The sequence below is a fragment of the Paraburkholderia sp. EG287B genome, from assembly GCF_040965595.1.
Classification (GTDB): domain Bacteria; phylum Pseudomonadota; class Gammaproteobacteria; order Burkholderiales; family Burkholderiaceae; genus Paraburkholderia.
On record NZ_JBFRCG010000020.1, the window covers coordinates 50,517 to 75,721 of the forward strand.

Below are 25,205 nucleotides of genomic sequence, written 5' to 3' on the forward strand. Positions count from 1 at the left end.
CGCGAGCGGCACTGCGGCCGCTCGCGGATACGGCACTACGGCTTAGAAGGCAACGTAGGCCGACGTAGCGACGCCTTGATTGCCGTCAATGATCGGATCGTAATTGACGTACACCGTGCGACCATAGAAGAACGGCATGCCGAAATCGAAGCTGGTCCCCGTCAGGCCCCCGCCGCCGACGTTCCCGTACGCGAAGCCGCCGTCCTCGAACAAACTCACCGCGTTGGCGATGCTGAGCCCAGCCGAAACGCTGATGCCGTTGAACCCTGTGACAGACGGCGTCCGCGAGACCGTCGAAGCGGGGCAGTAGAAGCCGATCGCGCGCGTGCACAACGTCGATACCAACGTGCTGTCGGGGAAGAACAGCCCGTTTGAGCCTGTATCGAAGAATGCCCCCGATACGTTCGTACCGCTCAGCGACGCACTTTGCACGTTGCCATAATGGTCGGTCGTGAGCTTCTGAATGCCGGAAGTCGGCGCCGCATTGTTCGATTCCGTACCGATGCCGAACGTCAGGAACCCGGTCGCGCTCGTCGATCCCGACGACGTCACGGCCGGCATGTTCAGGATCACACCCGTGTTGTCGGTCGGGAACATCCGCACTGGATTCGTCACTTGCGACGCTACCACTACCCCCAGGTCCGTGCAGCTCGCCGAACTTCCCGACCCCGTGCAGCCGTAATAGACGCCATTCGACGTGGGCGCGCAGCCACTGCCGCAGTCGTATTTCGCAGGGCCGATGCCGAGAATACCGTGGGCTGCGATTGACGACGACGTATCGTTGAGCGAGCCGATTGCGCATTTGTTGTTAGTGCCGCTAGCTGCCGTTTGCGGCAGGTCACCCGTGATGTGGATGGGCACGCTCGAAGCCGTTTCACTGCCGATCGTCACGTCCGCCGTGCGAACGGAGCCCCAGGCGTTGCCGTCGGCAAAACCGAAGCACTCGGCAACGGATTCGCCGCTCACTGTCTCGACCGGCAGTGCGGACTGCATCTGGCTGTTCAGCGCATCCAGCGTGAGGCGCAAGCCCGATGATCCCGTGTCGACTTGAACGTTGTCGATTGTTTGGCAAATGTTCGTGCTGTGGACGCAAACCGTGACGCTGACCGTCGGAATGTTCGGAGCGTTCTTGTACCCCGCCGCTACGGTCACGGCAACCTGGTTGCTCGCGAGCGTCGCGGGCAAGCTCGATACCGGGCCGCCGGCAGCGAGAACGGTGGTGTTGGAGGTTCCGCCCGTGCCGCCGCTGCCTGTCGACGTGCTCGCCGACGAATTGCCCGATCCGCCGCCACCGCCGCATCCCGCGACGAGAGCGACAGCCGCCGCCAGACCGAATGCGGCCAGCATTCGGGCCAGTTTCCCATTGATACTCAACATGGTTCGCCTTGATTTTGTTTGTTATTGGATGTCGGTGGCGCTCACGCCCGTCGGCAACGACTGCGGCAGATAGGCTTGTCCGGAGAACGCGCCCATGTGGCCGCCGGAATGAACCACAAGATTGGGAAGCTCGACGGCCAGCGGACCACGGCCAGGATTAGCGGTGCGCTGCGAGACGCGCGCGCTGTCGTATTGCGTGAAGTAGGTGCCGAGCAGTACGGGGAGGTTCGGCATGTTCGGCCCACTCCAGGCGATGCCGAATACCGTTCCGGCTGCCGAGGCGTACTCACGCACGACCGTGCCGGTCGCGAAAGTCGTTTGCGTCACCGTGTACGAGGCGGCGCTCGTGGTACCGGCGACGCCCGATGCAGAATGGACGACGGCCGCATTGGCCGAACTGGAGACAGCTCCAGCCGGCGCGGGCGTGGGCATGCCGCCGAGTGCAGCCGAGGCAGGTATTGCCGCGCCCAGCGCAGCGCAACTCAACGCCGCACAAAGCGCGACGTGGATGATCTGTTTCGACATCAGGAGACAACCCTTTCTTGGTTGGTTTATCGCGCGCATCGGCGCAGGGTTGCCGTTGCCATTCTTGCGAAAATCAACGGCGAAAATCGAACCTTCATTTGGCGCCTGGCGTCCGGAAAACGAACCGGAACGCCCCGCGGCACAGAGGGTCCGCCGCACAGTGTATCAATTCTCTATTCGTGTATTTTCTCAGTTGCTCGCAGTTGGCTTCAATCATTGAGCCTTAGTTTGCCGAGGCGATCTCCGCCTCGATTATCCTGGCCGTTATCTTCGATCTGGTAAACGCGCGTACGCACCGCGGGAAGCTCGGGCGGCTCCTTAGCGATTCCCCATGCGCTCAGCAAGCCTTCGAACGAAGCACCGGCCGGCGCCGTCCGTGGCTCCGGCAGAGGCACGCCGGTCGAGCGGTAGCGCGCGGTTCCTCGCGCACTCGCGCCCTTATTGACGCGTTCGGCGGCGCCGTTGCGCATGGCGTAGCGAACGACATCCGAGGCTTCGCGTGAACTCATCAATCCCGACGCAGTAATTTCACTGACCGACGCGCTTTCGCGTTGCGCCAGCCAGTGCAGCAGCGTGAGCGCACTAGCGTGAACCTTCATTAACTGGCCTCTCCCGTCTTTGTCTTGTCCCTGTCCCCGGCGCAGACCACGCGACGCACTGGACGAATTCCGCATTGTCTGCAATGCCATGTCCTTATCCGCCCGCTGGAGTCGTGGCCGTGCCATCGGGTTTGAGTGCGGCTGCGAACCTGAACAGCGCTGCGGGGACCGCGTCCGCCAGGAGGGTGAAAAGCGCGCGCGGGCGTGGGCTGCACGCGCAGACAGGCCATCGGCTTTGCATTCGTTTCAGTCCCCGCAGGTGCGGGCCCACGCGGTAACCCCGAAGCGGCTGGCACGCCGCGTGTTTGCATGCATATTTATCTGCTCATCCGAGGGTATCGGCAACCGTCAGACGAATCTTTAGCGCAAGCGATGAATTATGAAGGCCGCCTCTTTTGTAATAAGAATGAAGGGGTCTGAATTTCAATTGAATAATCATTCACGGGAAGGTTGGTTTGCCATCCCACATACTCGCGGTTTGCCATCCCACATACTCGCGCCCCATATCCCGTCACAATCGACGCGGCCGCCCGGGCCAGCGGTGAGTGATGCAAAACACATAAGGGCCCGACTGTCGCTTCGAGAACGACCGCAAACAACAACCGTCAGCGCGCCGTGTTCCGCCTGGCTGTACCGGCGCTACGCCATTACGCTCAAGGCCAGCCTCGCCCGCTGAAGCCCGCTCAGGCAGCGGGCACGCGCCGCGTGAACAGGCGCCGCGTCAGATCGAACGCCACGAGGTTGCCCGAGACGACCAGCAAAAGCCCGATCACGGCAAGCAAGGACCAGCGGTAGCCCTCGTAGACCGTCGAAACCGCCAGCGCCACGATCGGGAACAAGACCGTGCAATACGCCGCGCGCTCGGGCCCGATCCGGCCAACCAGCGTCAGATAGGCCGTAAAACCGATCACCGACCCTGCCACGACGAGCCAGGCCAGCGCGCCGAGATAGCGCGCGTCCATTTCGAGCCTGAACGGCAATCCGGCGACGGCGCTGCCGGCCACGAGCACTGCGGTGCCGATCAGCATGGCCCAGCCATTCGTGACGAGCGGATTGAGCCCCATCGACTGCATGCGGCTGGACAGCAGATTGCCGGTGGAGAAACACAGCGTGCCGAGAAACGCCACCGCGAGGCCGAGCCACACGGTCTGATCGCCGATATGGCCGGCCATCTGCTGCAGGAAGAGGCAGACGATCCCGATCAGCCCGAGTACGGCGCCGCCCACAGCACTGGGTTGCAGCGGCCGGCCCATGAAAATGCGTCCGTTGATCGAGTTCAGCAGCGGCGCGGTCGAAAACACCACGGCCACGAGCCCGCTCGGCACGATGTTCTCGGCATAGTAAAAGCACAGGAAATTGAGGCAGAACAGCGCCAGCCCCTGAGCGACGAGGTAGCGCCACGCCGCGCGCGGCGGCCAGATGGGGCGGCGCATCACGCCCAGCAGCGCGAACACCAGGAGCGCCGCGAGCCCGAAACGCCAGGCGATCGAGACAGGCGCAGGCACGACGCCGAGCTGCCACTTGATAGCGATCCAGGTGGTGCCCCAGATCAGGACGGTGAGCACGTAGAGTAAAAGATTCATTGTCGGAAAGGACCTTTAGTCGATGCCCCAACTATGGCGCACGGGGGCGGCGCGGACTTGTCCAGGATTGCGCATTTCTTGCCTGCGCCCGGCCACGGCCAGCAACAGCGGGGGCGCGAGCGTATACTTTGCAAAACCGCTTTGACTACCCGCTTTGTGGAGCCCATCGCCGCCTTGCAGCCCGCCGCCCCGACCATGAACGCCCAGGTGCCGCTTCCCGCGCCCGCCCTCGCCGAGACGCCCTTTGGGCTGCATTCGGTGTGCCGCACGCTGAGCGCGGCGAACGCGTCGCTGGAGCGTTTTGCGTGGCTCGGCGACCAGTTTGCGGCCGCCGTCTGGACGCGCGTCACGCGCGAGGCCGAGACCGTCTATGACCGGCCGGGCCATCACACGTTGTCGTGCTATCTCGACGGCGGCTACCGCACGGAGCGGCAGAAGCTGCCCGGCGTGTACGGCGCGCCAAGCCGCCTCTGCGCGCTTCCGGGCGACCACGAATCGCGCTGGTGGGTGCGCGGCCATATGCATTTCATGCATCTGTACTTCCTGCCCGAGCACTTCACGCAGCGCGCGGTGCGCGAACTCGACCGGGAACCGCGCGAACTCACGCTGGCCGACCGCACGTATTTCGAAGACAAGCGGATCGCCGTGCTGTGCCAGACGCTGGCCAACGAAAACTGGGCCGATCCAGACGGCCTTTTGCGCAGCAACGCAACGGCGCACGAAGTGCTGAGCCTGCTGCTGCGCAGCCAGGGCGTGCGTCGCGCGGGCGCGGCGCTCAAGGGTGGCCTCGCCGTGTCGACACGGCGGCGCCTGCGTGACTATATCGACGCCCACCTGGGCGAGACGCTGACGCTCGGCGCACTGGCCGATGTCGCGTGCCTTTCCGAGTACCATCTCGCGCGCATGTTTCGCGCCTCGTTCGGGCGGCCGCCGCATGCGTGGATCGCCGCCCAGCGTCTGGAGCGGGCGCGTTTGCTGTTGCGCACGACCGCCCTGCCGCTCGCGCAGATTGCGACAGAGTGCGGGTACGCGAATGCGAGTCACTTCAGCCATCGCTTTCGCGACGCGTTTGGCGCCGCGCCGAATGTCTATCGTCAAGCATTCCTGAAGTAGTCGCAGGTCCCCCGATCCCGCCGTGCGTGGCTCCATGTTTTGAGGCGCGGCTGGGTCTTGTCGCGGCTGCCGGGCCTGCCTATCGTGGCGTCATGCCCTCGACGCTCATCGCAAAGAGCCCGCCATGTTCCGAACTCTCGTCAAACAGACTTCGCGTTTTAGCGCCATTGCTCCTTTGTCGCCCGCTCTGCGCGCAAGCTTGCGCGGCGTCGCCATTCTGGTTGCGGCAGTAATAGCGTTAATCCTTGCGCTCATGTTCTCGCCAAACAGCACCCGCGCCAATCTTGCGCTGTGTCTTGCGTCGCAGTCCGAATCACCGTCGAAACACGACAGGATAGATGCCCACAACGCCCAGTCCCTCGCGATCGAACGTTGCATCGACTAGCCACCCTGCTCCACCAGCAAAAGTCCCCCATACCGCCGGGGCTTTGTCACAATGTGCGCTACGCGCCGGCAATCAGGCGCCTAGTCAAAGGAGATCGTGATGACGGAGCTTGTGACTTGCCTGTGGTTCGATGAAGGTAGAGCACGCGAAGCGGCGGAGTTCTACGCCGCGACGTTTCCGGACAGCCATGTCGGGGCTGGCCATGTTTCCCCGATACCTGGCATCGGCGCGGGAGCGGAACTGGTGGTCGAATTCACGGTGCTCGGCCGGCGCTTCGTGGGCCTGAACGGCGGCCCCAACTTCCAGGCGAACCAGGCCGTGAGCTTCATGGTCGAGACCCACAGCCAGGAAGAGACCGACCGCTACTGGAACGCCATCGTCGGCAACGGCGGCGAGGAGTCGGACTGCGGCTGGTGCAAGGATCGCTGGGGGTTTTCGTGGCAGATCACGCCGAAGCGCCTGCTCGAATGCGTCTTCGGCGCTGATCGCGAAGCCGGCAGGCGCGCGATGGAAGCGATGATGACCATGCGCAAGATCGACATCGCCGCGATCGAGCGCGCCGCTGCCGCGAAGTAAGCGGCACGCGGCCGGACATCGCAAGCGCCACATAGCTGGCATGCAGATGGCGCCAGCATGGCGTGAGCGTCATATCCGGCGCACAAAGCATTGACCCCGCCGAGCGCAGGGAACGATACCTGCGAGATGCCCTCGTACGCATAAGGGCGGCGCCACGATACGTGAACCGCCGCCCGGCCATTCATCGAGCGGTCGACGCCAAGCCGGAGCGGCGTCGCCGCGATGCTTGCGAGGGCACCATGGAGTCTCGCCAGGGGCGTTCGATCGAAGTCGACTTTTTCCGCGGCGTCGTGCTGATCGTGATCGTGCTCGATCACATTCCGGGCAGCGCCTTGTCGCAGCTGACGTTGCACGCTTACGCGCTGTGCGACTCCGCCGAAGTGTTCGTGTTTCTCGGCGGCTACGCGTCGGCCGCGGCCTTTATGGCCGTGCGCGCGCGCCGCGGCATGAGCGCCGCGCAAGGCCGCTTCCTGCGCCGCAGCTGGGAAATCTACCGCGCCTATCTGCTGACCGCCCTGCTCACACTGCTCTCGGGCGCGATACTCGCGCTCCTGCACCTGAACCCCGCTGCCGCCGACCTGAGCGGCTGGGCGTCGTTCGCCACGCATCCCATACGCGAAACTTTCCACGTCGTCCTGCTGGCGCGCCAGCCGTATCTGTCGAGCGTGCTGCCGATGTATGTCATATTTGCCCTGTGCGTGCCCGCGGCCGTGCCCTTCGCCCGCCGCGCGCCGCTCGCCACGCTGGTCTGCAGCCTGCTGCTCTGGGCCTTCGCGCCGCTGCTGCCTGCGCTCATCGGCGCGAGCGCGTTCGCGAACTGGCCGTTCAACCCATTCGCGTGGCAGCTGATGTTCGTATTCGGCATGCTCTGCCGGCTGCACCCGGTTCCGCCCGGCTTCAAGACCTCGGCAATCGCGCGCTGGCTGGTACGATGCGCGTTCGCCGCGGTGGTGCTGTTCGCGGCGGTTAAATGGTTCGTCCTGACTCAACCCATGCCTGGGACAATGAAACAGCATCTGGCCTTCGCGCGCGTCGTCAACTTCATCGGCATTGCCTTGGTGGCGGCGTATTTCGTTCATCGCGGCACGATCGCGCGGATCGCCGCGCGCGTGCCCGCCGTCGTGACCGTGGGCCGCACGGGGCTCGTATGCTTCGTCGGCGGCACGCTGATCTCGGTGATCGTCGACACCGCCACGCCACACGCGCTGCATGGCGCGGCGGCGTTCGCGGCGGCGCTCGCCGGCGACACCGTCGCGATCGGCGCGACGCTCATGCTCGCGAGGGCCTGGCGCGGCTCGCTCGGGCGCCAGAAGGAGAAGGCCCGTGCGCGCGTCAACGGAGCCGGCTGCGGATGATACGACGGGGCACACGCGCACTCGCATCCCTCGAGGCGATCGCCATCGCCACGCTCACGCTCATCGCCAGCGGCCCCGCTTTCGCCCAGCACACGCCTTCGCTGCCGCTGCATTGCACCGACCTTGCTGGCGCGCTGCTGCCGCCCGCGAGCATCGGCCTGCCGACCAACGGCGCGCTGGTGCAGAGCGCCGCGATGATCTCCGCGACCGCCACAGGCAATCTCAACGGCGACTTCTGCCGCTTGACCGGCGTTATCCGCGCCCAGAGCGCCGGGACGCCGGACATCCGCTTCGAAGTGAACCTGCCGAGCCGCTGGAACGGCCGCGCGCTGCAATTCGGCGGTGGCGGCTACAGCGGCGTCGTGGTGACGGGAACCGGCCCGATGCCCTTCTCGCCCGACCGCGCCCCGCTCGCGCGCGGCTATGCGACCTTCGGCGACGACTCCGGCCACAACGGCACGTCGTCGGAAGCCAACTTCGGGCTGCTTGAAGAAGCCGTGACCAACTTCGGCTACGCGCATTTGAAGAAGGCGCATGACGTTGCGCTCGCACTGATCACGCTCGGCTATGGGCGGGCGCCGGAGCACATGTATTTCGCGGGCGGCTCGACGGGCGGCCGCGAAGGCTACACCGTGATCCAGCGCTATCCCGACGACTACGACGGCGTGATCGCGAACTCGCCCGCGCTGAACTTCCCGGGCGTGCGCCTGACAGGCGTCGTGGTGGGCCAGCACGAATACCGCACGCCGGGCGGCTATCTGTCGCCGCAGCTGCTGGAGCACGTGTACGAGCGCGTGATGCAGGTGTGCGACACGCTCGACGGCGCGGCGGACGGCCTCATCAGCGACGTCGAAGCCTGCCGCGCGAAAGAGCCGGAGATCATCGACTCGCTGCGTTGCTCCTCACAGGACCAGGCGGATCGCCAGCACGCCCCCGACGACTGCCTCACGCCACCGCAACTCGCGACGCTGGAAAGCCTGCGCGACGGCCTGCGCCTGCCCTACGCGCTCGCCTGGAATGCGGACACCTATCGCGGCTACAACGTCTTCCAGGGCACGCGCTTCACGAGCATGCTGGGCCTCGCGCACTCGCCGCAGCGGCTGACTCAACTGGGGTTCGTCTCCAATGGCTACCTGTACGCGCAGGGCGATGCCTACCTCAAATACTTCATCACGCACGACCCGACTTTCGATTCGACGAACTTCGACGTAATGCATCCCGGCCGTTACCGCGAGCGGCTGCTTACGCTGTCGACGACGATCGGCGCGATGAATCCCGACGTGTCGCGCTATATCGCGCGAGGCGGCAAGCTCATCACCTTGCAGGGACTCGCCGACGAGGTCATCAGCCCGAACCAGACCATCGCCTATTACCAGGAGCTGGTGGGGCGCTACGGCGAAGCGCGCGTGGACAGCTTCATGCGGCTTTACATGGTGCCGGGTTACCAGCACGGCAATGGCGTGTTCATTCCGTCCGTCGATCTGCTGGGCGCGCTCGACGACTGGGTCACGCACGACAGCGCGCCGGAAACGTTGTTCGCGACCGACATTGCCCAGGCCACGAACGGCCGCACGCGGCCGCTGTGCCGCTACCCGGCGTTTCCGCGTTATCTGGGCAAGGGCAATCTGAATCGCGCGACCAGTTTCACGTGCGTGATGCCGCAATGACTCATGCGCGCTACGCGTCGCGCACCCGGCGAGCGGCACGCTGAGGCAGCACCACGATGCAGCCGACGATAAAGATCATCAGCAGCGCCGAAGCATAAAAGCGGCTGAAGTGCAGGCCGCCGTCCGCGACAGGCTTGTCTAGCAGATCGCCCAGCGTCGCGCCGAGCGGACGCGTGAGCACGAACGCGAACCAGAAAAGCGCCGTGCGCGACACGCGCGGCCACAACCACAGCAGCGCCACGACCACGAGGCCCGCGCCGAAGATCGCAGCGCCGTATTCGTAGCCCACGCCAAGGCCGCCGCGGTCTTCGCCCGCGACCCAGTCGCCCAGCGCGGTGCCTAGCGTTTGCGAAAACAGGATCGTAATCCAGTAAAACCACTCGACGCGCGGCGTCGCGACACTCTCGATCGAAACCGTGCCTTCTGCCCGGTACCAGATCGCGAGACTGGCCAGGAGCAACAGCAGAATGATCGATACGCCGCCGGGATAGCCTACGCCGAGCGAGCGGTCGAAAAAGTCGGCGAGCGTCGTGCCGAGCGTGGTCGTGGCGACGATCGTCGCCCAATAAAGCCACGGGTAGAAGCGCTGAGCGCGGATCTGCGCCCCAACCAGCACGACGAAGCACGCGAGGAAAATGAGCGAGCCGACCAGATAGCCCAGGTTCAATGACATCGTCACCCAGTCACCGCCGGTTTCGCCGAGCGTGGTGCAAGCAATCTTGATGATCCAGAAGCCGAGCGTCACGGCGGGGACCTTGCTGACCGCATCTTCGATGAGACTTCGTGTGGTGGTGGACATGAATACTCCTTGCGCCGCATGACGGGCGGAACGAAACAGCTTGGGACTATATGCCGCCGTTGCTTAACTAAGCCTTAACTACGGCCGAATACGCACGAAACGCGAACCGTTGCCTGCGCATAAGCAAATTCTAAGGTTGGCTGCGTAGTCTGGGGACATGCGCCGTAGTGATCGGACTGCGCAAGATTGAATGAGCGTCTGCAAAAACGGTTTTTGCAATCCGCGCATTTTTTTAGTCATCCGAATCGATTTTATTATATGGAGTCGTGAATCATGAAACCTCTACTCGCTACCGCTATTGTCTCGCTCGCCGTCGCGTTGCCCGCCGCCGCCTTCGCACAGGACACCGAACCCGCGGCCCAAACCAGGCAGATGCAGATGCAGCAACCGGCAAACCCGCAGCACGCCAGCACGCAACGCACCGACGACTCCGGCTATGGGATGGAAAGCTCGGGCACCTCGAATGCGTCGGTTGCGCAAACGTCGCGCCACGACGCACTCGTGTCACACGAGGGCCGCAACGACCTGTTCGCGCATCATTGATGTGCGAACAGGTCGCGCAGGCTGGCATGTCATTGGACTAAAGCGCGGCACATGCGGGATGTCACCCGCCGCCGCGCCGCTTGTCGCGCGCCAGTTCGTTCGGCGGCATGGCGTCCCTCTCCTGCAGGGGTTCACCCGCAAGCCGGCGCTTGCCGGCCTGATCGCTGGCGATACTCGACGTTTCTCCTTCCGCGTCATATTCCGCGGCAACCTGTTTTTCGGCGCGGCTCCAGTATTCGTCCGCCCGCCCCTGCGGCGCGCCGTCATCTTCCCAGAGTTGATATGCGCGTCGCCGGACGCGCTCTTCCCGTTGGTCATTCATGGTCATTCCTCCGATGTGCGCGCGTAAGCAGCACTGCAACCGGCTAGCCTCGGTTGCGAATGGCGCACTGCCTGTGCAGCGAGCAAACACGATGCCCGACGCGTGCGTCATACTCACGCCACCCGCAATCGAATCTCTGTTGAAGAAGATCGCTCATGACCAACACGAACACGCTACGTCCCTTCGCTTTCGTCCTTGCCGTCCAGGACCTCGAACGCAACGCGGCATACTTTCGCGACGTGCTCGGCTTCCGCGTGGATTGGGCCGATTCGACCGACTGGCGAATCGTCGAGAGGGGCGGCGTGCGGATCATGCTCGGCCATTGCCCCAATGCGTTGTCCCCGGCGGAGACGGGGGATCACAGCTACTTCGGTTATCTGGAAGTCGACAACGTTCAAGCGTTTCACGATGAAATCGCGCAAAGCGGTGCAATTGTCCTGCAGCCTCCGGTCGATCGCCCGTACGGCATGCGCGAATGCACCGTGGCCACACCCGACGGCCACCGGTTCGTAGTGGGTCAAAGCATTACGTGACCCACGCCTGGTGTCTTTCTACGATGCCCGCCTGACAAAATGACGTTTCCCAACATTCGCAAGCCAAAGTCAGTTAGCGCGACACCGCGAAACCGATGCGCGCAGCCCAGCGGTGCTGGTTGTAATCGAGAAGATCTTCGGCGTAGCCGTTGAAGTAGTTGAGGAACAGGTACCCGCCCCATGCATTGCCGAATAGCTTGGCGAGCGGGTATGTAAATTGCACATCGACGCTTCCATAGGTCGATCTCGTGCCCTTTCTCAGGGTCGTCGCGAGTTGCCAGCCGTCGGGGCTGCCATATTTGAACAGCAGATCGACATAGCCGCGATAGTGAGCAATATCCCCATTCGACTCCTGGATGTGCTCGTACGCGTAGATTTTCGGCTCGATAGTCAGGTGGTTGGCGTTGAGGTCGCCGAAATCCCAGATCGGCTTCACGTACACGATATCGACGCCGCGCGACCCTGAACCGGCGGTCCCGTTCGACTCGTGCTCGTACCCCGTCTCGATGCCCATTCGCGTGAACCAGCTGGACCTCCACCCGGTGTCCTCGAGGTAGTAGAAGAGCGCGGGCATGTAGCTCGTATCGTGGAACGGCGACTCGTCCCCGCGGACATCCCAAAGCGAAGTCTGCGTATAGGCAAAATAGAGGTTGTCGAGGAAACCGCGTGAACGCGGATCGTCCGGCAATATGAAGCGGAATTTGATACTGATCTGGAATCTGGCGAGATCCGCGTCGCTCGACGACCAGCCGTCCGCGAAATAGTTTGGCTGGTAGAACGAAAGACGGCCCGCGAGGAAAGTGCCAATGTCAGGCACCAGCGAATTCGAGGGCTTTACGGTGGAAGGCGGCATTTGCGCCGCAAGCGAAGCATTGCCCGCCATCGGTCCTTCAACTGGCGCCGTGGCGACCGGTTCCGATGCGGACGCAACCGTTGCCGCCGGCACCAAAGGCGCGGAGGCAGGAGCCGCGGCGTTCGCCGTTGCCGAGGCCGGCATGCGCGTGAGCAGGACCACGGAAGGTGAAACGTCCACGCCCGGCACATCCACTCTCAAAGCGCCGCGCGCCCACTTGGGCCATGCCGCGCTATAGCTCACCGCCTTCATCTCTCCAGCGGCGAGCCGCAAATGCTCGGGTGCGCCTGGTTCGCGCGCGAGCAGCACGGCCTTCGGCAACGCCTCGCCGTTGGTCAGCGTGATGCTCAAATCGCGCGGCACGTCGATCGAAGTGCCGGTCGGCGCATCGCCGGTATACACGATCGTCACGACGAGCGGTTCGTCGGATCTCGCCTCGCGCGGCGGGCGCATGATGGACACGGCGGCGCGGCTCGCAGGCACATAGCCCGCCAAAGTTGCCACGGCCAGGGTGGCGCACGCCAGTCTGCCCCAAGCCAACCGGGCGACGGGAGCGGAATGCGAATGCGATGCCCTCTGAAATGCCAATCGAATCGCCACGTTGCCTCCTGGTATCGTCAGAATGACTCGCTGCCGGGCAAGCCAGGCCGATTTTCTGCGTGAGTGAAGCGTGGTGCATTCGGGAATCGTGCCCTATTCCCTGTTATTCGCTGTTACATAGAGGATGCCGAAATTGGTTGCCGCCGCTGCTATGATCAAAATGGTTCGTTCCGACTTGCCGGCCATTGCCGGCAAACGCTTTTCGCGAGGGCTGACAATGAAACCTGTCCTGCTTGCGCTAGCCCTGCTCGGCACTTCCACGTGCTGGGCCCAGGCCAGCGCTCCGGCTGCGTCGTCGCATCAGCATCACGTTGAAACCGTCGACGACCGCGTGAAAGAACTGCATGCCGAACTGAAGATTACTCCCGCCGAAGAGGATCAGTGGGCGAAAGTGGCCGACGTCATGCGCAATAACGCCAAAACGGTGGATGATCTGATCCAGCAGCGGCACGATAATGCCCAGCAGCAAACCGCGGTGGAGAACCTTCAATCGTGGAACGAGATCGCCCAGGCGAATGCCGACGGCAGCAAGGCGATGCTCGATGCCTTCTCGGCGCTTTACGCGGCCATGCCCGACTCGCAGAAGAAGCTTGCGGACGCCGCTTTCCGGCCCGCTGAAGCGCGCACGAAATAACCAGCCGCGAGCGTCCGCAACGCGCGCTCGCGACGGAGGATCGGCGATGAAACTCCGTGTGTTGAAGTTTGCATTCCTCTGTATCGCGACGACGCTGTGCGCGATGCAAACCGCACAGGCGCGCGTGAACGTCAATGTCGGCGTGGGCATCGGGATTCCTGGGGCGTTCTACGCGCCGCCGCCGCCCGTATTCTTCATGCATCCCGCCGCGCCGATGTGGCCGCCTCCCGTCGTGTATTCGCGCCACGGCTTTTCTCCGTGGCACCGTCCTCCACATTTCATGGGTCCGCGACACGTCCGCCATCCCGGCTGGGGACCGCCGCCGCCACGCTGGCGCTAGAGGCGCCCTGGTCGCCCCTGCTCGATTACGCGGTAAACAAGAAAAGCCACGGCTCGCGAAAGCCGTGGCTCATCTCACTCCTCAGCGATATCAGGCGCCGAGCGCGGGATCGCTATAGCTCGGATGACCCGTCTCGACGTGGCCCGCAATGCGGCGCACGAACGTCGCATCGCTATCGACCGTGATCGTCAGGTCGTACCAGCCGTGCGCGTTGCGCAGGTCGAGATAGAGCTGCTCGGTGTCGCCGCCGGGCACAGTGCGCTGGATCTTCGTGCCCGGGTCATACGCGTTGACGATCGTGAACTGGCAGCGCGCGCCGCCCTTGTTCTCGAGGCGCAGTTGCAGGTTGCCGTTCGCCACGTCGTAGCCCTCTACCACTTCGGGGCGCGCCGTTTCGTTGCCGCCGAACCAGCCCGACTTGACCTGGGTGCCCGCGAAACGGCGCAGAAACCCGTTCGGCCCATGCACGCTGAAGTCGTACGCGCCGCTCGCGCCAAGCGCGAGCTTGTCCTGCAGATGCTTGCCGGCTTCGACCGTATAGGTGCGCGGCGCATCGGTGCTGCCCGCCGTGTAGACGAGGAACACGGCACCGGCGCGGCCCGAGTTGACGAAGCGCGTGGTGACGTCGCCCGAGCCGGCATTGGCATCGAAACGCACGAACAGCTCGTACGGCAGCGCGCGCGCGTTGCGCACGCCCGCTTCCTGCTTCGGCACGCTGCCCACGACTGGCGGCACCGGCACGTAGTCGGGGTGACGCAGCTTGTCGGGCGGCGCATAGCCCGTCGTGGAAGGCAGCGCGGGAATCGCCGCATTAGGCGTGGCGAAGTTGAATGCCGATGTGAGGTCGCCGCACACGGCACGGCGCCACGGCGTGATGTTCGGCTCGCGCAGGTCGTGATGCAGACCGAAACGCTTCTCGATGAAACGGATCACGGAAGTATGGTCGAACGTCTCCGAGCACACCCAGCCGCCGCGCGACCACGGCGAGACCACGAGCATCGGCACGCGCGGTCCGAGGCCGTACGGGCCCGCCGCATACTTGCTGCTGCCCGGAAAGATTTCGTTCGTCGTGTCGACGGTCGAGAGGCCGTTCGCGCTCGATGCGGGCGGGAACGGGGGCGCCAGGTGATCGAAGAAGCCGTCGTTCTCGTCGTAGTTCACGAGCAGCACGGTCTTGCTCCACAGGTCCGGGTTCGACGTGAGGATCTGCAGCACCTGGTCGACGTACCACGCGCCATAGTTCGCGGGCCAGTTCGGATGCTCCGAGTACGCCTCGGGCGCAACGATCCACGAGACCTGCGGCAGCGCATTGTTCGCCACGTCCTGCTTGAGCACGTCGAAATAGCCGCCGCCCGCCAGCACGTTCGTGCCCGTGCGTGCGCGGTCATACAGCGGATTGCCGGGCTGCGCGTTCTGGTATTGATGGAAATACAGGAGCGAGTTGTCGCCGTAATTGCCGATGTACGCGTTGTCGCCCGTCCAGCCCCACGAGCCCTTGGCGTCGAGACCTTCGCCGACGTCCTGATAGATCTTCCACGTGATGCCCGCGCTCTGCAGCACTTCGGGATACGTGGACCAGCCATACCCCGCTTCCGCGTTGTCGATCACGGGGCCGCCGCCGCTGCCGTCGTTGCCCACCCAGCCGGTCCACATGTAGTAGCGGTTCGGGTCGGTGGCCGTCATCGTCGAGCAGTGGTACGCGTCGCAAATCGTGAACGCGTCGGCGAGCTGATAGTGAAACGGAATGTCGTCGCGCGTGAGGTACGCCATCGTGGTCGTGCCCTTGGCCGGCACCCACTGGTCGTAGCGGCCGCCGTTCCAGGCGGCGTGCGTCGTGGTCCAGTCGTGCGGCAGGTCCTGGATGAACTGCAGGCCCAGGTTGGACGCCGTGGGATGGAACGGCAGCACTTCGCCCACACCACCGGCCGCGAGCGGCTGGTTCCACACGGGCTTGCCGGTCGGCAGCGTGATCGCGCGCGTGTCGCCGAAGCCGCGCACGCCGCGCAGCGTGCCGAAGTAATGGTCGAAGGAACGGTTCTCCTGCATGAGGATCACGATGTGCTCGACATCGCGGATGCTCCCCGTGCGATTGTTCGCGGGAATCGCGAGCGCATTGCGGATGCCCTGCGGCAGCATCGTCAGGGCGGTGGCCGAACCGGCGCTCATCGCAGCGGTGCGGAGAAAGTCACGGCGGCTTCTCGAGGTCATCTTGTGGTTTCCATCTTCAGGTTGAGAAAGGCACGCACGGCACGCCGCCTTGACGGGCGGCAGGCGGCAAGGCCGCGCGGCCGGGTACGTCAATCGGCGGTGTGGATAACGGGTGTGACAAGCGGTTCGATCTGCGCGGCTTGTGTGTCTTGCGCGCTCCCGCCGGCGGGTGGCTTCGCCGGCGAGCGCACGGCGTTCGCGGGCAAGGCGACGCCGGCGTTTGCCATGCTGTTCGCACTATCTGGGAGATTCGATGCGCCCGCATCCGAGGCCAGCGTGAAGGCATTGGCCAACTGCGGGCGCGGTGGCGTGCTGCCCGGCTGCGCTTGCGCGAGTTCGCGTGCGGCGTTCGTGGTGAGCGCGGCGCGCGCGTCGCTATCGCGTGCGCTGCATGCGTCAAGCGCACACAGCGCGGCTGCGCATGCAAGCAGCATGGCGGGCGCACACATCGTCGTGAATGCATCGGGCAGGCTCAAGCGTCTGCGCGACGCGCCTTGCCATGGCAAGCGCGCCGGCGCGGATTCGACCGTCATCGAAGTCTCCGTCCAGATAGAGGCACAACAACGGCTCGAGGAGCGGCCCGAGCGGGGCCTCGCGCGCAGCACAGACAGCGGCGAGGCAACGCCGAAGCATAGCGATGCCGCTTTTAAATTTTGTGACGGTGCGAGGGTTCGCTCGAAGTGCGGCGCAGGCGGATCAGCCTGGCGCGTTGCGGATCTGCAGTTCCGGGTAGCCGGTCGCGGAATCGAGCTCGCGTGAGAAACGATGGCCGGGCAGCAGCACCAGCAGCAGTTCCGCCGTGGTGCGCACGATGCAGCCGCGCGCGACGTGGCCGCCGGTCACGCGGCCCTGCGCGTCGGAAACGGACATGTGCAGGTGGGCGCCATCGGGTGACACCGAGCCCGCGAGCGTGAGGATTTCGAGGTCGCCGCGCAGTTCGGTCGGCGTTTCGGCGCCGGCGAAGCGCAGCTGCGCGACGCTCAGGCTGCCGATGCCCTGCATGACGAACGCCGCATGCGAGGCTTGCTGGCCCAGCAAGCTTTCGACGGCGGCGCGCAGATCGTCGCCGGGAGACAGCCGTACGGGATGGATTTGCATGCTGGCCTCGGGGTCGTCGTATCCGGCACAGGTTAGGCCGGAGCGAAGCACGAGGCAAGTCGCGACATGGGCAACGGCCCGCTCGAGGCGGGCCGCTCCTGCATTCGCGCCTTCACGCGCCGATCACTGATGCGCGTAGATCGAACCGAAGCCGGGAATGTCGTGCGGCGCCGCAGCCGTGGCCGCGCCCGCCGCCGACGAACCATTCGCCACGCCGCCGAACGCCGAAGCCACCGCGCCGCTCTGCGCACTCACCTTCGCTTCGGCAGCCTCGATGTGCTGCGGATAGTCGTTGTAGTCGGCCGCCGGGTTGTAGCCGGCCTTTTCGAGTTGCACCAGTTCGGCGCGGACCTGGGCACGCGTGAGCGGCTCGGCCGACTGCGCGAAGGAGACGACGGGAACGGCGACGACAGCGGCAACGATCAGCGACTTGATGAGTTTCATGGTATCCACCTGTAAGCAATGAGTTGGTTCGGACCACGATGGCGTGGCTCGCGCGTCCAGTCTTTTTCGATGTCTCTGGTGCGACGTCGCTGACTGGCATGGGTGTATTTGAACCCCCGCACGTATCCCGCTTGTTTCCGCGCACCCCTGCTTTTGCAAGCCTCCTTGTCCATCGGCGCGGTGGATACACAACGATACAAAACCCCTCGCTACTCCCGCATTTCGCTCAGCGACACCCCGTTCGGTCGCAGGCGCAAGCGCGTATCGATGCGCTGCCACGGCAGGTCGGCGGGGTCGGCGGCCATGGGGCCGGGCGCCTTCGCCACGAGATGCGCCGAGGCGATGGCGTCGAAATCGGCGCGATAGTGGACCGAACTCTTGTTCACCAGAATCTTCATGCGCTCCGGTTCGATACCCGCTGCGCGATACAGATTGCGGTCGAAGATCTGCATCTTCACGGAGCTGACCGCGATCCGCACGCCGTCGATGCGCAGGCACGCCACCGGCCCGATTTCAGTCCACATGCCGTTCATCATCGGGCCGTCGAAACGAACACGGCCATCGGCGAGGTGCTCCACGACGAAGCGCCCGGCGAGCGGCGCGTCGCCGGGCACGCCCGTGCCGCCCGCGAGCGCCAGCTCGATCGTCGCGCCCACGCCCGCCTCGTGCGCCTTCGCGGCCGCCTGCGGGTCCCAGATCAGGCCCACGGCCGCGTCGCGCGCGCCCTGGCGCAACAGCGCACGCACGAGGCCCATCGTGTTCGAATCGCCGCCCACGCCCGGGTTGTCCTGGGTGTCGGCGATGATTACCGGCTGCGTGGCGTGGTCGGCGAGGCGCATGGCTTCGCGCACGGCGGCGTCGGGGTCGAGAAAGCGCACTTCCCAGTCGCGCTCCTGCTCGACGACGGCCGAGGCCAGCTCGTTCACCGCTGCAATGACGGCGGCTTCATCGAAGCCGTAACCCCACACGGCCGCGCCGCATTCGGGAAAATCAGAGGCCGGAAAACCCGGCGCGAACGAAAGCGAGACGACCGAATCGTCCTCCAGCTGCGCGAGATGGGCGTAGGTGCCGCGCGCCGGTTCCGCGAGCGTGCACATGCCGTTCACGGGAATCAGGAACGGAATGCGGCGCACGTAGCGCTTGAGCCTGCGCCCGGGGTCCGCGAAGAGGCGCGTGAGGATCTGCGCGGCGCGCGCGCCCGTTTCGGCCATGTCGACGTGCGGATACGTGCGATACGCGACCATGGCGTCCGCGTGCGTGAACATCTGCTCGGTCACGTTGGCGTGCAGATCGAGCGAGACCACCACGGGCATCTCGCGGCCCACGATGGCCCGCACGCGCGCGAGCAGCGCGCCCTCGCCGTCGTCGAGATGCTCGGTGACCATCGCGCCGTGCAGGTCGAGATAGATCGCGTCGAAGCCGCCGCGCCGCACGGCATCGACGATTTCGCCGGCAATGCGCTCGAACGCGTCTTCGGTCACGTGCGCGGAAGCGCTCGCCCCGGCCCAGATGACCGGCACGAGCGTATGGCCGGCCGCTTCCGCCGCCTGGATGAAGCCGCCGGCGGGCACGTTCACGTCGCGCAGCGAGAGCACATCGGCGCCGCGCGTGAGCGGCGGAAAGCCCTCGCCCTGAACGAAGCTTTGATAACTGGCTTTCGTCGGGGCGAACGTGTTGGTTTCGTGCTGGAAGCCCGCGATGAGAATCTTCATTTTCCTTTACCTCACTTGCATAGGACGACTGATCAAACCGGTTTCGTGCCGTGCCTTGAAGGCAGCAACGTACGTTCAGGGCTTCGCGCCTGCGAGCCTGACCGAAAGAATCAGCAGCGCGCCGACGAGCGACACGCCCGCCATGGCGAGCAGCGCCGGCTGCAGGCTGCCGGCCGCCGTCTTGATCCAGCCGATCGCCGCAGGCCCCCAGAATCCGCCGGAAAGCCCGATGGTGTTGATGAGCGCAATGCCGCCCGCCGCGGCCGGCCCCTTGATGTACTCGGGCGGAATCGCCCAGAACACCGTGTAGGCCATCCACAGCGCCATCGTCACGAGCGTGAGCAGCGCGAGCGTGGGCGCCAGGTGATTGCCCGTGGCCGCGCACAGCGCGAAAAGCAGCGCGGCGACCGCGGCCGGCACGGCGCAGTGAAAGCGCCGCTCGCCGAGCCGGTCCGAACGGCGGCCCATATAAAGCATGCCCACTGCTGCCGCGACATACGGAATCGACGTGTACCAGCCCAGCGTGATCAGATTGCTCACGCCCTGCGCCTTGAGAATGGCGGGCAGCCAGAAGCTGATGGCGTAAATCGACGCGATGATGCAGAAGTACGCAAACGCGAGCACATAGACCTTGCGATCGCGCAGCACGCTGCCGAACGAGGTGGCATGGGCCTCGGGCGCGCCGACTTCGGCTTCGATCTGGCGCTTTTCGGTGTCGCTCAGCCACGCCGCGTCGGCCGGACGGTCGGGCAGATAGAGGAACGTCGCGATGCCGAGCACGATGCACGGCAGGCCTTCCACGAGAAACATCCATTGCCAGCCCGCAAGGCCCGCCTTCCCCGCAAGCGTGCTCATGATGGCCGCCGAAACCGGGCCGCCGACAATGCCGCCGATCGGGCCGGCCAGAAACACCATTGCAATGGCGCGCGCCATGCGCGAGGGGCCGTACCAGCGCGAGAGATAGAAGATCATGCCCGGCGCAAAGCCCGCTTCGAACACGCCTAGCAGGAAGCGCATGGCGTAAAACGCGGGCACGCTGCGCACGAACAGCATGCACGCCGACGTGATGCCCCACAGCACGAGAATGCGCCCGAAGGTCTTGCGCGCCCCGATCTTCGGCAACAGCAGGTTGCTCGGCAATTCGAACAGCACATAGCCGATGAAGAAAATGCCCGCGCCCACGCCATAGGCCGCATCGGAGAAACCGAGGTCGGTCTGCATCTGCAGCTTGGCGAACCCGACGTTCACGCGGTCGAGGTAAGCAAACAAATAGCAGATCAGCAGAAACGGCAGCAAGCGCGCGTTGATCCTGTTGTAGAGCGCGGAAGCGTCGAGGCTTCTCGCGCGGGGAAGAATGGCGGCCATGTCCTGTCTCCTGTCTGGTTTGCGTCCTGCGCAATACCATCCTGGCCAGGGCAAACTTCGCTAGCAAGAGCAACAAAGTTCACATATCGTTCTTTTTTGGGCAACAGTCCGTTTACGCGAATGAGGGCGCGATGCGCGAAATCAATCAGCAGCGGCTGCGTTATTTCCACGAGGTGCTCACGCACGGCACGATCCGCGGCGCCGCGGACAGCCTGAACACCTCCCCCTCGGTCATCACGCGGCAAATCAGGCTGCTGGAAGACGAACTGGGCGCGCAACTGTTCGAGCGCCAGGCGCGCGGCGTGAAGCCCACCGAAGCGGCGGCGCATCTGCTGGAGTTCTGGCGCGGCTATCGCGCGCAGCAGGAGAAGTTCGAGGACCAGTTACACGCGTTGCGCGGGCTCCAGCAAGGCCGCGTGGATCTGGCCGTGAGCGAGGGCTACGTGGATGCGCTCGTCGCCGAGGTCGTCACGCCGTTCTGCGCGCACTATCCGAAGCTCGACGTGAGCCTCACGATGCTGCCCGTCGACGACGTTCTCAATGAGGTCGCCGAGAGCCGCGCGCATATCGGCCTCGCGTTCAATCCGCCGCCGCACGAGCGCATCGAGTACCGCGCGAGTTCAGCGCAGCCCGTCGTGCTGCTGGTGCGCCGCGACCATCCGCTCGCGCGGCGGGGCACGCCTGCGACGATCGACGACCTGCTCGCGTGGCCGCTCGCGTTGATGCCGAGCACGTTCGGCATCGGGCATCTCGCGAACATGCTGGCGTTCGCGGAGAACGTCGAGATACGCGCGACGCTCACCACGAATTCGCTGACCGCGCTCAAGCGTTTTGTCGCCGTGGAAAACTTCGCGACGCTGATCGGCGAGTTCGCCGCCGCGCGCGAGATCGAGGCCGGTGAACTCGTGACCGTGCCGATCGATCACACGCTCTTTCGCGGCACCAAGGCGCGCGTGCTCGTGAAGTCGGGGCGGCCGCTCGTGGCGGCCGCGCATGAGTTGCTCGACTGGATCCTGCAGCGCATGACGATGTTTCAGTCCGCGGGATAACGGCGGGCGGGAAGGCGTCGGTCACCCGAACCGCACGCAATACACCGGCGGCAAGTGCGCCGAAACGAGTCGCCAGTTTTCGCCGCCGTCGTCCGAGGTCCAGAGCGCGCCCGTGGTCGAGCCCATGGCGAGGCGCGTGCCGGAGTCGTCGATATCGAGTCCGTGCCGGTAGACGAGGTCGTACGCCGGGGCCGCCGGCAAGCCGTTCGAGAAGCGCTCGAAGGTGCGCCCGCCGTCGCGCGTGCGCGTCACGACGAACCGGCCATCCACGGGAACGCGGTACTGGTCTTTTTGGGCCGGCACGAACCACGCGGTATCGGGCTCGCGCGGATGCACCACGACCGCGAAACCGAAGCTCGACGGCTGCGCTTCGATGCGCCGCCAGTGGGCCGCGCCATCGGTCGAGCGGAAGATCGCGCAGTGATGCTGGGTCCACAGCACATCCGGATTCGCCGCGCATTGCACCACGCGGTGCGGGTCCTGCGCGTTAGGCTCGCCGCGCCGCTCGGGCGGCATGTAGTCGGCTTCCATGCCCTCGGCCGTGAGGCGCCAGCTTGCGCCGCCGTCGCCGGTCTGCCAGACGCCGCCGCACGACACGCCCACCGTCACATGCTGGCTGTCGCGTGGATCGACCATCACCGAGTGAATGCCCGGCGCGTCGTAGCCGCCGCCCGCCCATTCGCGCCGCTCCGGGCGGTCCCACAGCGGCCGGTTGAGTTCCCAGCTGTCGCCGCCGTCGCCGGAGCGAAACAGGCCGCCAGGGATCGTGCCCGCCCACAGCACGCCCGGCTCGTCCGCGCCGCCCGGTTCGAGCGACCAGATCTGCTGGAGCGACCACGGCGCGGGCAGCCGGCCCAATGCGTCCGGCTCGCTGGCCGCAATCTCCTCCGCAGGCTGTGGCGGATAGACGGGCACCGCGCATTCTTCCCAGTCCGCCACGCCCGCACGCCGGCGATGCAGCTTCACGCCGAAGTGGCCCAGGTTGAGTGCGGCATAGAGCGAGCCGTCGCGCGCGTCGGGCATCACCATGCTCACCGGCTCGCCGACGAATTCGGGTTCGCCGATTGTCCAGCCGCCCTCTCCATCGGCTTGCAGTACGAACAACCCCTTGCGGGTTGCGACCAGCAGTCGATCGCTCATCTCGTGTGCCCTCCTGTCGAGCCAGAGTCAGCGCTCTGGTCCCGTGCAAAGCGGCGGCTCATCCGCCGGACAGCGCCTGCACGACGTACACCCGGCTCTGCTCGCCGAGCGCGTCGCTCAGATGCTCCCGGTCGCGCAAGCGAACGCCGTCCACGAACACCGCCAGATGCTTACGCAACGCGCCCTGATCGTCGAGGATATAGCCGCGCAAACGCGGCTGCTCGGCAAACACGGCATCGAACGCTTCGCGAAGCGTGTGCGCGTCGATCTCGCGCTCGGGCGTCGCGACGTGCCGCTGAATCGAAGCTGCGAAGAAGAGGTGCGCCATGGCGGGCCGACGGTGCGGAAACGGCCGCATCCGCCGGTTCTGTAGTGTAGGCCATACGCCGTGGGCGTCGAGTCGTTGGCGCGGCCCGCAGCCAACGTCCCGCGATGCGGCGCAGCACGCGCGGCGCGGCCCGTCCAGGCCTGCCGGATGTAAAGCCGGCCGTTACGGCGCGCTGCCTTCGGGCTTGGACTTGCCGTGCAGGCACGGTGTCGGCAGGCGCATGCGATACAGGGAAATCGCCTGGATCGTGAGCACGCAGAGAATCGCGGTCCCGTAGGCCGCCAGCAGATTCCAGTGCGTGAGCGTGAGGCTCAGCACGAAGAAGAACGACGCGAAGCCCAGCAGTCCCGTGGTCATGCCGCGCATCAGTTGCTGCGCTGCCTCATGACCGATCAGACGGTGCGCGAACACCGCGAGAATGATCGCCATGAACGGGAACGACGCGAGCACGCCGCTCGCCTCGGGTCCGACGTAAGGCGCGATCAGTGTCACGCTCACCACGAGACCGGCGATGAGCACCATGCGCGACGGCAAATCCCACCACGGCGGCGTGAGGCGCACCGTTCTTGCCGGCTTGTTGGGAATCAGGTTGAGCGCAAGAGCAATGGCCAGAATGGCGAACAGATAAAGACCATGCGTAGGCAGCGCGCCCCATTGCAGCACGAGGGCCACGAGGGCGAACGTGGCGCCTGCACCCGCCAGCGCCACCTTCCACCCGCGCGCCGCGAGCCGGCAATAGACGACGCAAAACGCCGCCTGCGCAGCCGTTGCGACGAGCGAACCCGCCGTCGCTTGCGCGGCGAACGCCGGTCCGTGCTCCAGCGCGAGAAAAACCGAGACCGGCCCCGAGGTGAGCGGCAGCCCCACGAGCAACCCGCCGACCGCTTCGCCCCAGCGGCGAGCGGCGAGACTGGCGGCCAACAGCAACAACGGCGTAAAGACGAGCTTGAAAAGCAGAAGATCCATGATGAGCGACGCAATGCGGAAAATGCCAACTGTCAGGAATGCGCCGCGGGCGTAGCACGGGTTACGTTACGTCCTGCGGCTTGATGCCCATATTGAAGCCCGTCAACGTGGCTGACAAACCATTTGTCGTCATATAATGCGTGAGCAAAACTCACACATGACACACCTACCCGGCTCCATGTTCGACCGCCTTCCCCCGCTGCAAACCCTGCGCGCCTTCGAAGCCACCGGGCGGCTCCTCAGCATGACGCTGGCGGCGCAGGAGCTGCACGTCACGCATGGCGCCGTGAGCCGGCACATCAAGACGCTCGAAAGCCATCTGGGCGTGGCGCTGTTCCAGCGCCTCACGCGGCGCATCGTCCTGACCGAGGCGGGCGCCGAGTTCCTGCTGGCCGTGAACCACGCGCTCGCCGAACTGACCAAGGAGTCCGAGCGCCTGCGCACGCACGACAGCGTCACGCGCCTGAAGATCAACGCCAGCGTGTCCTTCGCGAACCGCTGGCTCGCGCCGCGCCTGCCTCGCCTCAAGGCTCGCCATCCGGAACTCGACGTCCACCTCGACGTGACCGACAAATACGTCGATCTCAACGACTCGGATGTCGACGTGGCGATTCGCTACGGCAGCGGACGCTATCCGCGCGTGCTGGCCGAGCGCATTCTCGACGAAACCGTGACGCCGGTTTGCAGTGCTGACTATCGGGCGAAGATGGGCGGCCTGGCATCGGTCGAGAGCCTCGCGCGCTGCACCTTGCTGCACGAGGGCGGCATGCTCGCGAACTGGGAACAATGGCTGGCGCTGGCGGGATTGAGCGGCGTGCGCAGCGATCGCGGCACGGCCTACAGCCATGGGAGCCTCGCGATCGAGGCGGCGATCCGCGGAGAAGGTGTCGCGCTGGGGCGCAGTGTGATCGTGGCGGATGACATCGCGGCCGGCCGGCTCGTCGCGCCGTTCCCGCAGTTGCGTCTCGAGTCCGAGCGCGGCCATGACCTCGTCTATCGCATCGGCAGCCGCGACGACCCCAAGGTGCGCGCCGTGCGCGACTGGCTCGCCGACGAAATCCGCGTCTTTCTCGCCGAGGCCGGTTGAGCGC

28 protein-coding genes are annotated in these 25,205 nt (G+C 65.3%); 12 read left to right on the top strand and 16 right to left on the bottom strand.

From position 1 onward, the window contains the following. Positions 1-42: 42 nt before the first annotated feature. From AB4Y40_RS32335 to AB4Y40_RS32350, 4 genes are all read right to left on the bottom strand, one after another. Positions 43-1,377, bottom strand: coding sequence for a DUF3443 family protein (locus AB4Y40_RS32335; protein WP_368691339.1), 1,335 nt, complete (start codon positions 1,375-1,377; stop codon positions 43-45). A gap of 21 nt (positions 1,378-1,398) precedes the next feature. Next, positions 1,399-1,941 (bottom strand): DUF2844 domain-containing protein, encoded by a 543-nt coding sequence (locus AB4Y40_RS32340; RefSeq protein ID WP_368691419.1) that lies wholly within the window; start codon positions 1,939-1,941, stop codon positions 1,399-1,401. Between the two features lie 170 nt (positions 1,942-2,111). Then, positions 2,112-2,501 carry a hypothetical protein gene (locus tag AB4Y40_RS32345; RefSeq protein WP_368691340.1) on the bottom strand — a complete coding sequence of 130 codons (390 nt, stop codon included), beginning with the start codon at positions 2,499-2,501 and terminating at the stop codon, positions 2,112-2,114. A gap of 683 nt (positions 2,502-3,184) precedes the next feature. Further along, positions 3,185-4,084: a DMT family transporter gene (locus AB4Y40_RS32350; protein ID WP_368691341.1), complete on the bottom strand. Its 900-nt coding sequence runs from the start codon at positions 4,082-4,084 to the stop codon at positions 3,185-3,187. Positions 4,085-4,279: 195 nt separating this feature from the next. Here AB4Y40_RS32350 and AB4Y40_RS32355 point away from each other — a divergent pair, with 195 nt between their 5' ends. The 5 genes from AB4Y40_RS32355 to AB4Y40_RS32375 all read left to right on the top strand — a co-directional run bounded on the left by AB4Y40_RS32355 (position 4,280) and on the right by AB4Y40_RS32375 (position 9,180). Beyond that, a complete protein-coding gene (locus AB4Y40_RS32355; protein WP_368691420.1) occupies positions 4,280-5,197 on the top strand; it encodes a helix-turn-helix domain-containing protein in 918 nt (305 codons plus the stop codon). Between the two features lie 124 nt (positions 5,198-5,321). After that, a complete protein-coding gene (locus AB4Y40_RS32360; protein WP_368691342.1) occupies positions 5,322-5,582 on the top strand; it encodes a hypothetical protein in 261 nt (86 codons plus the stop codon). A 99-nt stretch (positions 5,583-5,681) separates the two neighbouring features. Continuing rightward, positions 5,682-6,158 (top strand): VOC family protein, encoded by a 477-nt coding sequence (locus AB4Y40_RS32365; protein ID WP_368691343.1) that lies wholly within the window; start codon positions 5,682-5,684, stop codon positions 6,156-6,158. Positions 6,159-6,397: 239 nt separating this feature from the next. Beyond that, the gene (locus AB4Y40_RS32370; RefSeq protein ID WP_368691344.1) at positions 6,398-7,513 is read left to right on the top strand and encodes an OpgC domain-containing protein; all 1,116 of its coding nucleotides are present in this window, start codon (positions 6,398-6,400) and stop codon (positions 7,511-7,513) included. Next, on the top strand, positions 7,510-9,180 hold the full coding sequence (locus tag AB4Y40_RS32375; protein WP_368691345.1) for a tannase/feruloyl esterase family alpha/beta hydrolase: 1,671 nt from the start codon (positions 7,510-7,512) through the stop codon (positions 9,178-9,180). Before AB4Y40_RS32370 ends, AB4Y40_RS32375 begins: the two co-directional genes overlap by 4 nt. A gap of 10 nt (positions 9,181-9,190) precedes the next feature. Here the strand turns inward: AB4Y40_RS32375 and AB4Y40_RS32380 are convergent, their stop codons facing one another. Further along, complete coding sequence (locus tag AB4Y40_RS32380) at positions 9,191-9,979, bottom strand: hypothetical protein (protein ID WP_368691346.1); 789 nt, start codon at positions 9,977-9,979, stop codon at positions 9,191-9,193. A 273-nt stretch (positions 9,980-10,252) separates the two neighbouring features. On the opposite strand from AB4Y40_RS32380, the gene AB4Y40_RS32385 reads away from it, so the two are divergent. Then, positions 10,253-10,522 (top strand): hypothetical protein, encoded by a 270-nt coding sequence (locus AB4Y40_RS32385; RefSeq protein ID WP_368691347.1) that lies wholly within the window; start codon positions 10,253-10,255, stop codon positions 10,520-10,522. A gap of 61 nt (positions 10,523-10,583) precedes the next feature. Here AB4Y40_RS32385 and AB4Y40_RS32390 read toward each other — a convergent pair whose 3' ends face one another. Next, complete coding sequence (locus AB4Y40_RS32390) at positions 10,584-10,844, bottom strand: DUF2934 domain-containing protein (RefSeq protein WP_368691348.1); 261 nt, start codon at positions 10,842-10,844, stop codon at positions 10,584-10,586. Between the two features lie 155 nt (positions 10,845-10,999). On the opposite strand from AB4Y40_RS32390, the gene AB4Y40_RS32395 reads away from it, so the two are divergent. Further along, the gene (locus AB4Y40_RS32395) at positions 11,000-11,377 is read left to right on the top strand and encodes a VOC family protein (protein WP_368691349.1); all 378 of its coding nucleotides are present in this window, start codon (positions 11,000-11,002) and stop codon (positions 11,375-11,377) included. Positions 11,378-11,450: 73 nt separating this feature from the next. Here AB4Y40_RS32395 and AB4Y40_RS32400 read toward each other — a convergent pair whose 3' ends face one another. Beyond that, positions 11,451-12,539: a phospholipase A gene (locus AB4Y40_RS32400; protein ID WP_368691350.1), complete on the bottom strand. Its 1,089-nt coding sequence runs from the start codon at positions 12,537-12,539 to the stop codon at positions 11,451-11,453. A gap of 34 nt (positions 12,540-12,573) precedes the next feature. Between AB4Y40_RS32400 and AB4Y40_RS32405 the strand changes: the two genes are divergently transcribed. From AB4Y40_RS32405 to AB4Y40_RS32415, 3 genes are all read left to right on the top strand, one after another. After that, positions 12,574-12,717: a hypothetical protein gene (locus AB4Y40_RS32405; protein WP_368691351.1), complete on the top strand. Its 144-nt coding sequence runs from the start codon at positions 12,574-12,576 to the stop codon at positions 12,715-12,717. Between the two features lie 246 nt (positions 12,718-12,963). Then, positions 12,964-13,464, top strand: a complete 501-nt coding sequence (locus tag AB4Y40_RS32410) for a Spy/CpxP family protein refolding chaperone (protein ID WP_368691352.1) — start codon at positions 12,964-12,966, stop codon at positions 13,462-13,464. A 46-nt stretch (positions 13,465-13,510) separates the two neighbouring features. Further along, positions 13,511-13,804, top strand: coding sequence for a hypothetical protein (locus AB4Y40_RS32415; RefSeq protein WP_035512844.1), 294 nt, complete (start codon positions 13,511-13,513; stop codon positions 13,802-13,804). A 90-nt stretch (positions 13,805-13,894) separates the two neighbouring features. Here AB4Y40_RS32415 and AB4Y40_RS32420 read toward each other — a convergent pair whose 3' ends face one another. The 6 genes from AB4Y40_RS32420 to AB4Y40_RS32445 all read right to left on the bottom strand — a co-directional run bounded on the left by AB4Y40_RS32420 (position 13,895) and on the right by AB4Y40_RS32445 (position 20,631). Further along, entirely contained in the window at positions 13,895-16,012 is a 2,118-nt protein-coding gene (locus AB4Y40_RS32420) for a phosphocholine-specific phospholipase C (RefSeq protein WP_368691353.1), read from the bottom strand. Between the two features lie 89 nt (positions 16,013-16,101). Then, positions 16,102-16,545, bottom strand: coding sequence for a hypothetical protein (locus tag AB4Y40_RS32425; protein WP_368691354.1), 444 nt, complete (start codon positions 16,543-16,545; stop codon positions 16,102-16,104). A gap of 163 nt (positions 16,546-16,708) precedes the next feature. After that, positions 16,709-17,110, bottom strand: coding sequence for a PPC domain-containing DNA-binding protein (locus tag AB4Y40_RS32430; RefSeq protein WP_368691355.1), 402 nt, complete (start codon positions 17,108-17,110; stop codon positions 16,709-16,711). 123 nt (positions 17,111-17,233) lie between these two features. Continuing rightward, positions 17,234-17,554 (bottom strand): DUF4148 domain-containing protein, encoded by a 321-nt coding sequence (locus tag AB4Y40_RS32435; RefSeq protein ID WP_368691356.1) that lies wholly within the window; start codon positions 17,552-17,554, stop codon positions 17,234-17,236. 209 nt (positions 17,555-17,763) lie between these two features. Further along, complete coding sequence (locus AB4Y40_RS32440) at positions 17,764-19,266, bottom strand: M81 family metallopeptidase (RefSeq protein WP_368691357.1); 1,503 nt, start codon at positions 19,264-19,266, stop codon at positions 17,764-17,766. A 75-nt stretch (positions 19,267-19,341) separates the two neighbouring features. After that, complete coding sequence (locus AB4Y40_RS32445; protein ID WP_368691358.1) at positions 19,342-20,631, bottom strand: MFS transporter; 1,290 nt, start codon at positions 20,629-20,631, stop codon at positions 19,342-19,344. Positions 20,632-20,762: 131 nt separating this feature from the next. Between AB4Y40_RS32445 and AB4Y40_RS32450 the strand changes: the two genes are divergently transcribed. Then, positions 20,763-21,680 carry a LysR family transcriptional regulator gene (locus tag AB4Y40_RS32450; protein WP_368691359.1) on the top strand — a complete coding sequence of 306 codons (918 nt, stop codon included), beginning with the start codon at positions 20,763-20,765 and terminating at the stop codon, positions 21,678-21,680. Between the two features lie 21 nt (positions 21,681-21,701). Here AB4Y40_RS32450 and AB4Y40_RS32455 read toward each other — a convergent pair whose 3' ends face one another. From AB4Y40_RS32455 to AB4Y40_RS32465, 3 genes are all read right to left on the bottom strand, one after another. Next, positions 21,702-22,820, bottom strand: coding sequence for a WD40/YVTN/BNR-like repeat-containing protein (locus AB4Y40_RS32455; RefSeq protein WP_368691360.1), 1,119 nt, complete (start codon positions 22,818-22,820; stop codon positions 21,702-21,704). Between the two features lie 58 nt (positions 22,821-22,878). Then, positions 22,879-23,148 carry a MoaD/ThiS family protein gene (locus tag AB4Y40_RS32460; protein WP_266228259.1) on the bottom strand — a complete coding sequence of 90 codons (270 nt, stop codon included), beginning with the start codon at positions 23,146-23,148 and terminating at the stop codon, positions 22,879-22,881. 162 nt (positions 23,149-23,310) lie between these two features. Continuing rightward, a complete protein-coding gene (locus AB4Y40_RS32465; RefSeq protein ID WP_368691361.1) occupies positions 23,311-24,114 on the bottom strand; it encodes a hypothetical protein in 804 nt (267 codons plus the stop codon). 157 nt (positions 24,115-24,271) lie between these two features. Here AB4Y40_RS32465 and gcvA point away from each other — a divergent pair, with 157 nt between their 5' ends. Then, entirely contained in the window at positions 24,272-25,201 is a 930-nt protein-coding gene (gene gcvA, locus AB4Y40_RS32470; protein ID WP_368691362.1) for a transcriptional regulator GcvA, read from the top strand. Positions 25,202-25,205 lie beyond the last annotated feature (4 nt).

Coding starts and splice junctions, on each gene's coding strand:
- AB4Y40_RS32395 (WP_368691349.1), top strand. CDS start 11,000: ATGACCAACACGAACACGCTACGTCCCTTCGCTTTCGTCCTTGCCGTC.
- AB4Y40_RS32380 (WP_368691346.1), bottom strand. CDS start 9,979: ATGTCCACCACCACACGAAGTCTCATCGAAGATGCGGTCAGCAAGGTC.
- AB4Y40_RS32460 (WP_266228259.1), bottom strand. CDS start 23,148: ATGGCGCACCTCTTCTTCGCAGCTTCGATTCAGCGGCACGTCGCGACG.
- AB4Y40_RS32415 (WP_035512844.1), top strand. CDS start 13,511: ATGAAACTCCGTGTGTTGAAGTTTGCATTCCTCTGTATCGCGACGACG.
- AB4Y40_RS32405 (WP_368691351.1), top strand. CDS start 12,574: ATGCTCAAATCGCGCGGCACGTCGATCGAAGTGCCGGTCGGCGCATCG.
- AB4Y40_RS32350 (WP_368691341.1), bottom strand. CDS start 4,084: ATGAATCTTTTACTCTACGTGCTCACCGTCCTGATCTGGGGCACCACC.
- AB4Y40_RS32445 (WP_368691358.1), bottom strand. CDS start 20,631: ATGGCCGCCATTCTTCCCCGCGCGAGAAGCCTCGACGCTTCCGCGCTC.
- gcvA (WP_368691362.1), top strand. CDS start 24,272: ATGACACACCTACCCGGCTCCATGTTCGACCGCCTTCCCCCGCTGCAA.
- AB4Y40_RS32455 (WP_368691360.1), bottom strand. CDS start 22,820: ATGAGCGATCGACTGCTGGTCGCAACCCGCAAGGGGTTGTTCGTACTG.
- AB4Y40_RS32430 (WP_368691355.1), bottom strand. CDS start 17,110: ATGCAAATCCATCCCGTACGGCTGTCTCCCGGCGACGATCTGCGCGCC.
- AB4Y40_RS32340 (WP_368691419.1), bottom strand. CDS start 1,941: ATGCGCGCGATAAACCAACCAAGAAAGGGTTGTCTCCTGATGTCGAAA.
- AB4Y40_RS32435 (WP_368691356.1), bottom strand. CDS start 17,554: ATGAAACTCATCAAGTCGCTGATCGTTGCCGCTGTCGTCGCCGTTCCC.
- AB4Y40_RS32370 (WP_368691344.1), top strand. CDS start 6,398: ATGGAGTCTCGCCAGGGGCGTTCGATCGAAGTCGACTTTTTCCGCGGC.
- AB4Y40_RS32465 (WP_368691361.1), bottom strand. CDS start 24,114: ATGGATCTTCTGCTTTTCAAGCTCGTCTTTACGCCGTTGTTGCTGTTG.
- AB4Y40_RS32440 (WP_368691357.1), bottom strand. CDS start 19,266: ATGAAGATTCTCATCGCGGGCTTCCAGCACGAAACCAACACGTTCGCC.
- AB4Y40_RS32390 (WP_368691348.1), bottom strand. CDS start 10,844: ATGAATGACCAACGGGAAGAGCGCGTCCGGCGACGCGCATATCAACTC.
- AB4Y40_RS32345 (WP_368691340.1), bottom strand. CDS start 2,501: ATGAAGGTTCACGCTAGTGCGCTCACGCTGCTGCACTGGCTGGCGCAA.
- AB4Y40_RS32425 (WP_368691354.1), bottom strand. CDS start 16,545: ATGACGGTCGAATCCGCGCCGGCGCGCTTGCCATGGCAAGGCGCGTCG.
- AB4Y40_RS32360 (WP_368691342.1), top strand. CDS start 5,322: ATGTTCCGAACTCTCGTCAAACAGACTTCGCGTTTTAGCGCCATTGCT.
- AB4Y40_RS32420 (WP_368691353.1), bottom strand. CDS start 16,012: ATGACCTCGAGAAGCCGCCGTGACTTTCTCCGCACCGCTGCGATGAGC.
- AB4Y40_RS32335 (WP_368691339.1), bottom strand. CDS start 1,377: ATGTTGAGTATCAATGGGAAACTGGCCCGAATGCTGGCCGCATTCGGT.
- AB4Y40_RS32375 (WP_368691345.1), top strand. CDS start 7,510: ATGATACGACGGGGCACACGCGCACTCGCATCCCTCGAGGCGATCGCC.
- AB4Y40_RS32365 (WP_368691343.1), top strand. CDS start 5,682: ATGACGGAGCTTGTGACTTGCCTGTGGTTCGATGAAGGTAGAGCACGC.
- AB4Y40_RS32450 (WP_368691359.1), top strand. CDS start 20,763: ATGCGCGAAATCAATCAGCAGCGGCTGCGTTATTTCCACGAGGTGCTC.
- AB4Y40_RS32355 (WP_368691420.1), top strand. CDS start 4,280: ATGAACGCCCAGGTGCCGCTTCCCGCGCCCGCCCTCGCCGAGACGCCC.
- AB4Y40_RS32385 (WP_368691347.1), top strand. CDS start 10,253: ATGAAACCTCTACTCGCTACCGCTATTGTCTCGCTCGCCGTCGCGTTG.